The following is a 12,021-nucleotide window of genomic DNA, read 5'->3' as shown; positions in this document are numbered from 1 at the left end:
TGCCGCCAGGCGTGCGCGTCCAGATGGGCGGCGGCGTACGGGCCGACGGCCGCGGCCACCAGCCGACCGTCGTTCGTCCGCAGCGCGTCCTCGACGAGCCGTACGCCCGCCTCTGGAGGCAGGGGCAGGCACGGCAGGGCCAGCAGCACGGCGCGGCGTTCGGCGCCGGTGCCCCGCTCGTAGAGCCGCGTCACGGCGTCCGCGTCGGGGCGGGCCGCGTGCAGCATCAGCACCCGGGCCGCCTCGACGACCGGTGACGGGCCGCACCGGCGACCCGCCGTCGAGAACAGCAGTTCCCAACGCGGTACGCCGCTGCCGGGCGGGGCCTCCGTACGGGTGCGTCCGGCGTCGCGCGCCTGGGCGAGCGCTGAGTCCAGCCAGGCGGCGCCTTCGGCATCGAGGCGGGCGAACAGTTCCTCGCGGGTGGTCAGCATGAGGGCTTCCTCGGCCGGGCGGTTTCAGGGACCGGACATCTGCGCGCGGTGGCGCGCGGGCCCGGAGCGCAGCCCACCAGCGGGGACGCCTTGGCCGTGGGCCGGTTCGCCGCGACGGCGCTGAGCTGCCCGCGGAGGAACTCCAAGGAACGAGCGGCCATGTCCGGCCCCGCGTGCGAATGGCGCGGCAGTTCGACCACGGTCAGGCCCTCGTACCCGACGGATTCGAGTGCGTCGAGTACCGACGGGAAGTCGATCTCGCCGTCGCCGAACGGCAGGTGCTCGTGGACGCCGCGCCGCATGTCCTCGATCTGCACGTGCCGCAGCCAGGGCGCAGCGGCGCGGATGCAGTCCGCCGGCGGCAACGGCTCCAGACACTGGCAGTGCCCGACATCGAGGGTGAGCCCGAGCAGCGGATGGTCACCGAACCGCCTCCGCAGCCGGTGGAAGTCGGCGAGCGAACCCAGGAGGTGCCCGGGCTCGGGCTCGACGGCGAGCGGTACGTCGGTGGCCTCCGCCGCGGCGAGGACCGGGCCGAGCGAGTCGACGAGCAGCTCCCAGGCGGCGTCCTCACCGACGCTCGCGGGCCGGATGCCGCTGAAGCAGTGCACCGCGTGGGCACCGAGATCCGCGGCCACTTGCACCGCGTTGACCAGGAGCGCGACCCGTGCCGCCCGCGCCCGGGGCTCCGGGTCGAGCAGGGTCGGGCCGTGCTTGCGGCGCGGATCGAGCACGTAGCGGGCGCCGGTCTCCACGGTGACGCCGAGGCCGAGCGCGTCGAGCCGGTCCGCGACCCGGGCCACCCGGTCGAAGAGGCCAGGGCCCAGCGGGTCGAGGTGCATGTGGTCGAGGGTCAGGCCGACGCCGTCGTAACCGAGGTCCGCGAGGACGCCGAGAGCGTCGTCGAGCCGCAGATCCGTCAGGCCGTTGGTTCCGTAGCCGAGTGCGAGCCCGTTGCGGTGATGTGCACGGCTCATGTGGGACTCACCTTCCGCGCCAGTCGACGGGCCACCGGTACGAGCCCGGTGAGCAGCGCCGCTGCCGCCAGCGGCCCCGAGCGCGCCGTGAGGGCCGCCTGGAGCGGGATGACGGCGCGGATGCCGCCGCCGACGGCCCGCTGGACCAGCGGCGGCGACGGGTTGAGCGCGGCGTGCAGGAACGGTCGCGCGGCCGTCGCCACGTAGACGCCGGCCAGCGCGGTGCGGGCGAACGCGCGGGGAGAACTGACCCCGCGCGGGTCCGGACCGGCCCCGGCCAGCGCGCCGATCGCGGCCGTCACCCCGAGCGCGGCGAGCGGCCGGCCCGGCGCGCCGCCCTTGGTCTCGGTGCGGGAGACGGCCGTCACGGCGTAGGTGTGGGCGCCGACCGCGGCGGCGGGCAGCACGGCGCGGCGCGCCGCCCGGCCCCAGCTCACCGCGCCGGCGCCGGTACGGCAGTGGGCGGTCGCCACCGCTCCGAGCAGTACGTCGAGCCCGCGGGCCGCCGCCATCGCGGCCGGACCCGCTGCGGTGTGCTTGAGTCGCAGGTCGTACGCCCAGACGGTGCCGGCGAGAGCGGACGCGGTGAGGGCGGCGGGGCGACCCGCGGCGAGCGCCAGCCCGATCCCCGCCGCGGTCAGCCCGACGGCGGCCGTCAGGGCCTGCGCGGGTGCGATGCGGCCCGAGGGGAGGGGACGGTGGGGGCGCTCGACGGCGTCCTCCGCACGGTCCGCCCAGTCGTTGAGCGCCATGCCCGCCTCGTACAGGCACAGCGAACCACCGGCGGCGAGCACGGTGCGCGCGCCGGGGCGCAGCCCGCTCGCCGCGGCCCCGGTGAGCGCGTCGCCGGGCACGGTGAACAGGGCTGACACGCGCAGGAGTTCGGCCCAGTCGCGGGGGCTGCTCATCGGACCTCCGCCAGGCGCGCCGCGAAGGCGAGAAGGGCCTCGTACTGTTCGGCAAGCGCCGATGAGCCGCCGTCGGGGTCCTTGAAGTAGAAGCCGAGCTCCGGCAGGCTCCCGACGATCCCCGCCTCATGGGCGCGGGCGGCGAGCCGAGCCAGGTCGAGCACGAGCGGCGCCGCGAGCGCCGAGTCGCACCCCTGCCAGATGGTCTGGAGGACCATCCGCGACCCGAGGAAGCCCTCGAAGGCGACGTGGTCCCACGCCGTCTTCCACTCGCCGAGCGCGGGCACGTCGTCGATGTGCACCCGGCCCTCGGGCAGCACCTTGAGGTTGTCCCGCAGGACCCGGTCCTTGCCCGCGTTCTTCGCCGCGGCGGCGGCCGAGTCGGCGAGCACCGCCCCGTCGCCCCCGCCCAGCAGATTGGTGCCGGACCAGGCCCGTACGTCCAGGTCCCGCTGACGGAACATCGGCGCGAGCACCGCCCGCAACAGGGTCTGCCCGGTCTTGCCGTCCCGACCCGCGTACGGCACTCCGGCCCGCCCGGCCGCCGCCGCGAGACCCGGGTGACCCATCCCGGTCGACGGGGTGAAGTTGACGTACGCACAGCCCGCGCGCAGGGCGGCTGCGGCGTACAGCGAACTGGCGGGTCGTCGGGCGGCGCCCTCGGCCGGCGCGGGCTCGGTGGACGCGACGTTCACCACGACGGTCCGGGCGACCCCGGCACGAAGGCCGAAGTCCACGATGTCGGCGGCGAAGGCCGCCGTCAGCTCCTCGTCGGAGCGGGTGTCACCGGCCGCCGGCCCGCCGACCCGGATCTCCCGGTCGGCGGCGGCCAGTTCACCGTGCACGGCCCGGACGAGTGCGTGCGGCAGGACGCCCTGCTCGGCCAGGGCCTCCGCGCGCTTGGGCAACGGCCAGTCGACGGTGTCGTGACCGCCGAAGACGAGGGAGGAGAGGGCCGGCAGCCCGGCGGCTGCGAAAGGCTCGGTCTCGGTGACCACGCCGGTCGGCGGGCAAAGACCGGCCGAGACGGCAGCGCACCCGGCGACCGCGGTCGTGGCGACGGAGCCACGGGCCCCGATCAACCACACACCCGTGGCGTCGGGGGCGGGGCGGGGCGTGGACGTCTCTACGTACTGGGACATGGAAGTCCTCCTGACGTGCGTCGGTGCTGACAAGCAGAGCTGCCGCGGATGGTGCGGCGGCGAGGCGGGACGGCGCCGGTCGTCGACGACGTCCCGCCCTCGCGCGTACTGGGCCGGCTCCGGAAAGCGCCGCTTGACCCGCGGCAACATCCGGAACGGACCTAGCCTCAAAGGGCTTATTCGGCCCGCTGTTGGAGCCGTGCGGCCAACTCGTTCCAGATCGCCGCGCAAGCGCGGGCGAGGTCGGTGACCTCGGGGACCCAGTGCGGGGGCAGCCCGCGCCCGATGCCCTCGATGCTGTCGCCGTCGACGGAGTAGTGGTGCAGCCAGCGCAGGGCGCGCCGGCCGGCTTCGGTGTGCCGCAGCGAGGGGTCCTCGCTGAGCTTGGCGAGCAGCTTCTGCCGGTCCACCACGACCGTGCTGCGCACCGCGCGGGCGGCGTGTGGCCGCTGCCGGGCCGCTGCGGCGGCGCTCTCGCCGCGCTGGGCGCCCCGGTCGGCGCGGTAGCGGCCCGGAACGGGGTCCTCGCCGCAGTGGATGCGCTGCCGTACGTCCCGCACCGTGGCGGGCGAGAGCCCGGTGGCACGGGCGACCTGGCGTAGACCGGCGTCAGGGTGTTCCAGGAAGATCGCGGCAGCGTGCCGGCGGCGTTGCGCGCTGTCGACGGGGCGCACCCGGCCGTCCCGACCGATCCGTGTCCCGGACCTTTCGTCGTCCACGGTCGACGAGTGCGCGCGGATGCGGGAGACGGTCTTGTCGGAGACCCCGGTGGCGGCCGCGACCGCACCGTCCGACCACTGCGGGTGGGTCAGGACGATGCGGGCCGCCGCGCGGGCGCGGTCGGCACGGGAGAGCGGCAGGCCGTGCGTGATGTTGGCCCTGACCGACAGGACGAAGGCATCGGCCGGGTCGCAGTCCAGCAGCCTCGCGGCGATCTCGGTGCGCCCGTTGAGCAGGGCCGCGCGGATCCGGTGCGCGCCGTCGATGACCTGGAGGGTGGGCCTGTGCACGGTGATCGGGGGCAGACCGGCCCCGACCTCGGCGAGCGCCCGCACGTGTTCCGGGTCCTCCGCGTTGAGACGGGGGGAGTCCGACAGGACGAGCGAGTCGATCCGCACGCGGGTGAGTGGTTGCGATTCGACCCGGGCCGCCGCCAGGTCGATCGCGTCGATATCGACAGCTGGGTACGTCAACACTTCGGCTAGCGACAACTCGCCCCCCTTATGACAGCAATCCTCTGTCGGCGCACACGTGGAAGCTCTTGTGGATACGAGTCCATGAGTGGCGTCGGCCGCCACGAGCCGTCCTGACCAGTCGTGGCCCGCCCGCTGCGGGCGGACGGGGCTGGGAATCGCTCAGTGGTGGCTGGACGCGTGCGCTCCGTCGCCGGAGGCTGATGCGCCGTAAATCCATCACGACAGTACCGTGCGGCCGGTTTTTTGTAACCCTACGAATCTCGGTCCACGCGGTGAAGCAGCCTCCTCCTGGCCTCCTTCCAGTTGAGGCGTATGCGACCTTGAGTGAGACTCCAGCCGGCGCTCGTCCAGGCCCGCGTGCACGCAACAGCCCGGTGGATTGCCGATGTTCACCCCTTCACCTGGGGAATCGTCGTCCGTCGAACTGGAGGGAGCGTCTCCTGTGCGGCGGGGCGCAGGGGCGGACGAGGGGGTGGCGGGCGAGAGGTGGCTGACTCCTCCGAGGAGCGCCGTGTCTCGCGACGACAAATTATCAAACCGGTTAGCCTGTTTTCTTGCTGGCTGATGGCGGTCGCTTGGAGTCCTCTTTGCACAGGCCGAGTGGGCGAGGGCTTTCAATTCCGGCCAATGAGTCGGTGTGGGCCTGCCGGGCTCTGCGCGCGGTCGGCCTGTTGACTTGGTGGATCCCTTGCGGCGTCAGGGGCGCCCGACGGAACGGGGGGTGCTGGCCATCTGGCCGTCAGGATCCGCCCCACCCTGGTTGCAAAACCGGCAAGTTGGTTTTATATGTAGTGAGGTAATCCCCTTAGTGGCGGGAGAGCCAACAGTGAGTCAACAGGAACGCGCGGCCCGTACCCAGAACGCACTCATCCGCTCGGCGGCCGAGCTGTTCGAGCGGCACGGCTACGAGAAGGCCAGCCTGAACGAGATCAGTTCGGGTGCCGGGGTCAGCCGTGGCGCTCTGCACTTCCACTTCGACACGAAGGCGGAAGTGGCCCGCGCCGTCGAGAGCGCAGCCGTCCGTGCGCTGCGCGATGCGGTGGACAGCTTGCCGCTGGGAGACGCGAGCGCCCTGCAGGACCTGACGGACCTCTCGCACAGACTGGTCCAACTGCTGCTCTGGGACGTGGTGGTACGGGCCGGATTCATGCTGAGCTGCGAGGCGGGGCAGCGCACCCGCGTCGACCTCTGCCAGGAGTGGCAGACCTACGTGCACGGGCTGGTGGCCCGGGCCGCGGACGAGAAGGCGCTCGCCCCGGGGGTCTCGCAGAACGGCGTCGTGAACGTCGTCGTGGCCACGACGGTCGGCCTCGCCGTGCTCAGCCGCAGCGACAAGGCATGGCTGACCGGCCAGACGCTCACCAGCTTCTGGAAGGTGCTGCTGCCCTCGGTGGCCGACCCGCGGACGGCCGCCGCACTCAATCCGAGCGGCACCGGGTGGGCGCGCGCAGGGCTACTCGCCCGTCAACCCCGCTCGGCCCCGCCGGCAGAGGGCTGTCCGGGGCCATCGGCGACACCGGACCCGGTCCACGAGAGTGCCCGACGTCCGCCTGAGAGCCGGCACGTGTGCAGCGCAGGGGAATCGTTCTAGGCCCTCGACCGAACGCCGAAGCCTGCCGCAGGCCGACCCGTACGGCGCCGTTCGCAGGCCCAGGGGGAGCTGTTTGATGCCTCAGTCGGTCGCGAGGGCGCTTTCCTGCCGCTCCGCGTCCTTCGTCTGCGCCGCCTCCATCTGTGTGAACAGGCGGGCGCCGCGGTCGGCGGAGAGGTCGAGACGGGCCAGCACGGCGGGCATGGCGATCGTCGGCATCAAGTGCTCGTACAGCACGGAGATCCGGCGCTCCACGTCCGCCAGGCCGGTCTCCAACTGGGAGAAGAGCTGGACGCCGTGGAACGTGCTGGCCAGCAACTCGGCCGTCTGCTGCGGAACGATGTGGGCGAGGATCTCGCCCCGCGCCTTGGCCTCGGCGAGCGTTCGCGCGGAACGCTCTATCAGAGTGGGCCAGGCGCTGCCGTACTGCTCCCGACCCAGGGCGTCGGACGACAGCACCGCGCCGGCACGCACCACGGGATCGCGCGGCAACTGATACGCAAGCAGCATGCCCTGGTCCACCCACTCCTGGACCTTCAGGTCCTGGGGCGGCAGCGACCGCTCGACCTGCGCCTCGATGACCCCGCGCGCCAGCGCTTCCTTGGAGTCGAAGTGGAAGTACAAGGCGCCCTTGGTCATCTCGGCGACCTTGAGGATGTCCGACACGGTGGCTGCCGAATAGCCGTACTCCGCGAACACTTTCGCCGCAGCCTCCAGTACGACGCGGCGAGTGCGAACTGCCCGTTCTTGTCGCGCCACGAGACCACCCCTTGTGCTCACTGCCCGTGTGCAGTACGCGACGGGCGAATGAAAAGAAACCGTCTAGAGGGTACCTTATATGCTCGCGGTGTCACGGGCGGTACCCATAGTCCGGCATCGCGGTCTGGACCTGCGGCACGAAGAGCGCCGCGGCAGCGGCACACTTCAGCGCTCGATGACGTACGACCACGGGCGTTCTCCTGCGTACATGGAGAGAGCCGTGCCAGGACTGGGCCGCAGCACGCGGAACTCGGGCTTCGCTTCTTCGCTCGCGCAAGGCACCCACCGCGCCCCCGTTGACCGCGCCCGGGGCAAGTCGTGCTCGACCGCGGCTCGACCCGGGCACAGGCGGCGGACCGGACCCTGTGAACGCAGTGGCGGTCCATCCGCAAGCAACCGGCGCGCGGCGGCACGGCACTTCGGCACACGGAACGGAGACCTCATGTACGCGGAGGTGGCGGGCTTCTACGCACGCCAGATGCGGCACCTGGACGAGGGGGACGCCGAAGGCTGGGCGGCCACCTTCACCGAGGACGCGGTCTGCTGGCTGTCCACCCGCGCGGAGCCGATGCGCGGCCGATCCGGGCTCGTCGCCGGGGTCCGCACGGCGACCGCGGCGATCGCCGCCGCCGGGGAACAACGCCGCCACATGACCGGCATGTTCGAGATCGAGGAGCGCCCCGACGGGTCCCTGGACGTGCGCGCGAACACCGTCGTGTACGCCACCAGCGCGAACGGCGAGTCCCGCGTGCACCAGGTCTGCACCTGCGTGGACACCCTGGTACGGGGAACGGGCCCCGACGCCCCACTCCTGGTCAGCTATCGACGGATCGACGTCGACGGGACCTGAACACGGCACGGCCCCTCCCCGTGCCCTTGTGCGCCACCCGCCGTTCGCTGCTGCCCGCGGCCGCCCGTCCAGGCACCGGTCCAGGGGGTTTCGAGTGAACGTCCAGCGCGCTCCGGCATCGTGGGGGAAAGCGTCCGAGGACCATGGGCGTGGTCCCGGCGAGGGGAGAAGTCGGTGGAAGAAGTCGTGCAGGAGTACGGCAGTCCGTTCCGTCACATTCCGCCCTGGGTACCGCCACTGTTGCTCGCCGGAGTCGACGACGAAACCGACCCCGGGCCCGAGCCCGAGGAACAGCACATCGTTCGCGGCATCGATTAGGGAGCCGGCGCAGGGCATGAGCAACTCGCTGCCGCGCCACACGGCCAAGGCCGTGTGGCGCGGCAGCGAGTTGCTCGACGTCCATTGCGTTCCCGGCAGGCTCAGACCGTCGCTGAGCTGCTGCTCGACTTCACCGCCGTGGCATCCGCCCCGGATGCGGCTGCCTTCCGTAGGGACCCCGGGCCGGCGAGCGCCGCCAGCGTCGCGGCACCGAGCGCGATCGCCGACATCACGAAGGTCGCCGTGTACCCGGACTCGGCCGGGATCGTGGTGCCCGGCACGGTCTTCGACGCCACGATCGAAGCGGCGATCTGCGTCCCGAGGGAGCTGCCGATCGTTCGCATGATGGTGTTGATCCCGGTGGCCTCGCCGACCTGCCCCGGGTCCACGGCGGCCACGACGAGGTTGGCCAGGGCGGCGTACGCCAGGCCCACGCCGACGCCCAGCACGCCGGAGCCGAGGTAGATCACCCACTCGCTGGAGTGCCCGACCGCATAGATGCCGAAGCCCACCACACCGATGAGGCAGGCGATCACCAGCGGCAGTTTGAAGCCGACGGCCGCGCCGATCCTGCCGGCCAGCGGGCTGGCGATGAGCATGGTGACGGCCATCGGCACCATGAAGAGTCCGGTCTCGGTCACCGACGAACCGAACCCGAAACCCACCTCGGGCGGCGTCTGGGCGAGCAACGGCACCAGCGTGAACGCGCCGTGCATGCCGAAACCGATGATGAGCGCCGCCACATGGGAGGTCGCGACGGCAGGCCGGCGCAGCAGCTCGATGTCGATCAGCGGCTCCCGGACCCTCCGCTCCACCACCACGAACACCGCGCCGAGCACCATGGCCGCCACGAACGAGCCGATGACGGCCGGGGAGTCCCAACCCCAGGACTTGCCCTGGCTGATGGGGAGCAGCAGGGCGACGACGGCGCCGCTCAGCAGCGCCCCGCCGACCCAGTCCACACGCCCGGGGGAGCGGTGGACGGACTCGTCGACGAACGCGGCCACGGCGAGGACGCCGAGCAGGATCACGGCCAGCCCGAGCCAGAAGACCCAGTGCCAGCTGAGCGAGTCCACGATCGGCCCGGGAAGGATGAGTCCGATGCCGAAGCCGATGCCGAACGTCGAGCTGATCAGACCGATGGCGACGGGCACCTGCTTGGGCGGGAACTGCTCGCGCACGATCCCGAAGGCGAGCGGGAAGGCGGCGGAACCGACGCCCTGCACGGCACGGCCGGCGATCAGCAGAGGCAGGGAGTCCGCCACGGCGCACAGCAGGGTCCCGATGGCGAACACGCTGAGGCAGGCGATGAGGATGCGACGCTTGCCGAACATGTCACCGACCCGGCCGAGCAGGGCGGTGGCCACGGAAGCCGTGATCAAGAACGAACTGAGCACCCAGGAGACGTCGGTGGTGCTGGCATTGAACTCCCGCTGCAAATCGGGGAGTACCGGAACCACCATCGTCTGCATCAGGGAGAACGAGAGCACCGCGACGAGCAGTGCGGCAAAGGGGGCTGCGACGCTTGAAGACGACGCACCGTCATCACCTGCGGATAACGCGTTCGGGGTTTCGGCATCGGTCATGGCTGGCTCCTTGAAAGTTCGTTCAGGGCGGTTCCGCGGCCGACGCTGGGCGCACGACTGCACGGCAAGTTGATGTCAGCCGTGGGCCGCCGGAAACTCCTCGCCCGCACACCAGAACGTGAGCGGCTCCTGCGCCGCCCCGCTGGCCGGGCCACTGCGCCGGGTGCTCGTCGCCGACGACCATACGCGCCGCGGCGCTGAGTCCTGAACGGCCACGTAAGCCTTAAGCGTCGTCGATCGAGTGCCCAGATGGTGCAGCCCCACGGAAGGCGCCTGCCATCGGTGTTGACCCTCCGCCATTCCTTGATCTGTTCCTGCCATCGACCTGCTGGTGACCCGTTAACGCGCGCCCATAGTCTGCCGGGATTTGATCGATTATCGCTTGAGTCCCGCTTGAGTCCCGATTGGATCGATCCAGCATCCCCGGAGCCCCGCGAGCCGAGGAGGCGCAGGTGAAGTCCTCAACCTGTCCTCAAGTCGGCGCCAAGCGCTGACTGCAAAAATCCCTGTACCCATGCCTGAGTCATAGTTGATCTACTCGATGTCACGCTTCCGTAAAGGCCGCTGAGGGAAACCCATGTCTAATGCAATGACGCATGTCTTCGCCGATCGCACCCCACTGTGCCGCATGAGAAGAACTGGTATCGAGAGACGCTTGGCGGGCGCCGGGAGGGAGATACGGATCTGTCGCCGCGACCCCGCCGCTCCCTCCGCGGAATCAAAGATCAGCTGGTGAATTCCCGCACCTATTTCACTTTCCATTTCTGATCGAACATTAGCTCACAAAGGAATCGTCATGGTCGCCAGACGGCGTCTGCTCGGCGCAGGGATTGCCACCGCTGCCACCGGCTTGGCCGGGGCCTCGCTCGTCCCCTTGTTCACCACGAAGGCCACCGGCGGGACGGACCGCGCCTCGGGGCAGAACGCGCCCTTGTCCATCGTTCCCTTCAGTAAGCCCATGCCGCTAATCCCGGTGGCGCAACCGGTTTCCACCACCGGCGGCATCGACCGATACGAGAGCAACGTGGTCTCCGCCACGAAGGAGATCGTGCCGGGCCTGCAAACCCAACTCCTCACCTACGACGGACATTTCCCCGGGCCGACGATCATCGCGCGCGAGAACCGCCCCGTGGTCATCCGACAGCGCAACGGGCTGAACGTCGTGGTCGCCCGCCATCTGCACGGCGCCTCGGTGGAGCCGTACAGCGACGGCGGTCCCATGGACCTGATCGCGCCGGGCGCCGAGCGGGTGTACACGTATCCGAACAAGCAGCCGCACGCCTCGCTCTGGTACCACGACCACGCCCACCACCTGGAGTCGGAGAACGTCTACCGCGGCCTCCAGGGCAGCTACCTCATCAGTGACCCGATCGAGGACGCCCTTCCGTTACCCAAGGACGCGTACGACGTGGTGGTCCAACTGCGGGACGCGCGCTTCGACGCCGCCGGTCAACTCGTCTACACCATGGGCGACCGCACCCGCACCACCGTGCTGACCAACGGCGTGCCCTACCCCTACTTCCAAGTGGCCGCCCGCAAGTACCGCTTCCGCCTCGCCAACACCTCCAACCAACGCTTCTTCACCCTCCGTCTCTCCGGCAACACCAACATGATCCAAATCGGCTCGGACGGCGGCCTGCTACCCGCCCCGCACACCACACCCTCCCTCTTCATCACCTCCGGCGAACGCGCCGACATCGTCATCGACTTCTCCACCTTCGCCCTCGGCACCCAGATCTTCCTGGAGAGCGTCGCCGACAACGGCACGGCCGAACAGATCCTGCGCTTCGACGTGACCCGCACCGCCAGCGACCCCAGCTCCATCCCCCCGGTGCTACGCACCCTGCCCCCGCTGCCCACGCCCACCGCCCAGCGCACCATCGTGATGCGGATGGACGAGGACGGCCGGCCCAACCCCCAAGCGTTCATGGACGACAAGGTCTACGACCACAACCGCATCGACCAGCACATCCGCTTCGGCGCCAGCGAGGTCTGGACGGTCACCAACGCCAACACCAGGGCCCCGCACAACTTCCACATGCACCTGGTCCAGTTCCGGGTGATCGAACGGAACGGGGCCGCCCCGGGACCGGCCGAGGCGGGGCTGAAGGACACCGTGGCGGTCATGCCGGGCGAGACCGTGAAGCTCCAGGCGACCTTCGACGCCTACCGGGGTGAGTACGTGTACCACTGCCACATGCTCGACCACTCCGCGATGGGCATGATGGCCACGCTCAACATCACCTGAGCAGCGGTACGA

The 12,021-nt window shown here is 70.7% G+C and carries 12 protein-coding genes; 4 read left to right on the top strand and 8 right to left on the bottom strand.

Features of this window, described 5'->3' with window-relative positions; all coding sequences use genetic code 11:
* The 5 genes from ACH4E8_RS34885 to ACH4E8_RS34865 form a co-directional block, all read right to left on the bottom strand.
* Positions 1-434: EboA domain-containing protein (locus ACH4E8_RS34885; RefSeq protein WP_398455713.1), on the bottom strand; the 434-nt coding region annotated here is incomplete at its 3' end.
* Positions 428-1,411, bottom strand: a complete 984-nt coding sequence (locus tag ACH4E8_RS34880) for a sugar phosphate isomerase/epimerase family protein (protein ID WP_398455711.1) — start codon at positions 1,409-1,411, stop codon at positions 428-430. The genes ACH4E8_RS34880 and ACH4E8_RS34885, both read right to left, overlap by 7 nt.
* Positions 1,408-2,319 (bottom strand): SCO3242 family prenyltransferase, encoded by a 912-nt coding sequence (locus tag ACH4E8_RS34875; protein ID WP_398455710.1) that lies wholly within the window; start codon positions 2,317-2,319, stop codon positions 1,408-1,410. The genes ACH4E8_RS34880 and ACH4E8_RS34875 overlap by 4 nt, the downstream gene beginning before the upstream one ends.
* Positions 2,316-3,461, bottom strand: coding sequence for an inositol-3-phosphate synthase (locus ACH4E8_RS34870; protein ID WP_398455708.1), 1,146 nt, complete (start codon positions 3,459-3,461; stop codon positions 2,316-2,318). The genes ACH4E8_RS34875 and ACH4E8_RS34870 overlap by 4 nt, the downstream gene beginning before the upstream one ends.
* A gap of 176 nt (positions 3,462-3,637) precedes the next feature.
* Positions 3,638-4,672: a ParB/RepB/Spo0J family partition protein gene (locus tag ACH4E8_RS34865; RefSeq protein WP_398455706.1), complete on the bottom strand. Its 1,035-nt coding sequence runs from the start codon at positions 4,670-4,672 to the stop codon at positions 3,638-3,640.
* 811 nt (positions 4,673-5,483) lie between these two features.
* Between ACH4E8_RS34865 and ACH4E8_RS34860 the strand changes: the two genes are divergently transcribed.
* Positions 5,484-6,248, top strand: coding sequence for a ScbR family autoregulator-binding transcription factor (locus tag ACH4E8_RS34860; protein ID WP_398455704.1), 765 nt, complete (start codon positions 5,484-5,486; stop codon positions 6,246-6,248).
* Between the two features lie 81 nt (positions 6,249-6,329).
* Here ACH4E8_RS34860 and ACH4E8_RS34855 read toward each other — a convergent pair whose 3' ends face one another.
* Positions 6,330-7,007 carry a ScbR family autoregulator-binding transcription factor gene (locus ACH4E8_RS34855; RefSeq protein WP_398455702.1) on the bottom strand — a complete coding sequence of 226 codons (678 nt, stop codon included), beginning with the start codon at positions 7,005-7,007 and terminating at the stop codon, positions 6,330-6,332.
* 442 nt (positions 7,008-7,449) lie between these two features.
* Between ACH4E8_RS34855 and ACH4E8_RS34850 the strand changes: the two genes are divergently transcribed.
* Both ACH4E8_RS34850 and ACH4E8_RS34845 read left to right on the top strand, forming a co-directional pair.
* Positions 7,450-7,857, top strand: coding sequence for a nuclear transport factor 2 family protein (locus ACH4E8_RS34850; protein ID WP_398455700.1), 408 nt, complete (start codon positions 7,450-7,452; stop codon positions 7,855-7,857).
* Positions 7,858-8,031: 174 nt separating this feature from the next.
* Complete coding sequence (locus tag ACH4E8_RS34845) at positions 8,032-8,175, top strand: hypothetical protein (RefSeq protein WP_398455698.1); 144 nt, start codon at positions 8,032-8,034, stop codon at positions 8,173-8,175.
* Positions 8,176-8,276: 101 nt separating this feature from the next.
* On the opposite strand, the gene ACH4E8_RS34840 is transcribed toward ACH4E8_RS34845, so the two are convergent.
* Positions 8,277-9,761: an MFS transporter gene (locus ACH4E8_RS34840; protein WP_398455697.1), complete on the bottom strand. Its 1,485-nt coding sequence runs from the start codon at positions 9,759-9,761 to the stop codon at positions 8,277-8,279.
* 780 nt (positions 9,762-10,541) lie between these two features.
* The gene (locus ACH4E8_RS34835; protein WP_398455695.1) at positions 10,542-10,799 is read right to left on the bottom strand and encodes a hypothetical protein; all 258 of its coding nucleotides are present in this window, start codon (positions 10,797-10,799) and stop codon (positions 10,542-10,544) included.
* Between ACH4E8_RS34835 and ACH4E8_RS34830 the strand changes: the two genes are divergently transcribed.
* Positions 10,786-12,009, top strand: a complete 1,224-nt coding sequence (locus ACH4E8_RS34830; RefSeq protein ID WP_398455694.1) for a multicopper oxidase family protein — start codon at positions 10,786-10,788, stop codon at positions 12,007-12,009. The two genes, ACH4E8_RS34835 and ACH4E8_RS34830, sit on opposite strands and share 14 nt — an antisense overlap.
* Positions 12,010-12,021 lie beyond the last annotated feature (12 nt).

This window comes from Streptomyces sp. NPDC017979, from assembly GCF_044328175.1.
In the GTDB taxonomy this organism is placed as follows: Bacteria; Actinomycetota; Actinomycetes; order Streptomycetales; family Streptomycetaceae; genus Streptomyces.
Note: the sequence above shows the minus strand (reverse complement) of the source record. Positions and strands in the feature narration are given on the sequence as shown.